We start from the raw sequence: 488 nt of genomic DNA on the forward strand, positions 1-488 counted from the left end.
GTGCAGTCTTCCAACCGGCCGGTCAGTGCCGCCGAAATGGTGCTGATCCGGCTGGCGCACGCCGCCGACCTGCCGAAGCTGGACGAGGCGTTGCGATCGCTCGAAGGTGCCGCACCGGTGCAAAATGGCGCGCCGCGCCCGAATGGGGCGCCGGCAAGTTCCGGCAATGGCGGTGGTGCCAGCGCGGTGGCGCAGACGCGCATGCCATCCGGATCGGGCGGGGCACAGAGCATGCGGCTGGTCGAAGCCTCGCCTGCTGCCGTTGCCTACGTCGCTCCGCCGGAGCCGGCCATGGAATCGGCGCCGCTGAAATCGCTGGCCGACATCATTGCGCTCGCCGATGCGCAGCGCGACATCGCCTTCAAGGTGCTGGTCAAGAGCTGCATCCGGTTTGTGCGTATCGAGCCCGGCCGCATCGACGTCGGCCTGACCAGCGATGCGCCCAAGATGCTGCTCAACGACCTGACGACGAAGCTTCGCGCCTGGAC

The 488-nt window shown here is 68.2% G+C and carries 1 pseudogene; it reads left to right on the forward strand.

What is annotated here, in order from left to right:
* Window positions 1–488: pseudogene (locus EN750_RS38505) on the forward strand (DNA polymerase III subunit gamma/tau); the annotation flags it as partial.

Source organism: Mesorhizobium sp. M7A.F.Ca.ET.027.03.2.1 (genome assembly GCF_003999175.1).
Lineage (GTDB): Bacteria > Pseudomonadota > Alphaproteobacteria > Rhizobiales > Rhizobiaceae > Mesorhizobium.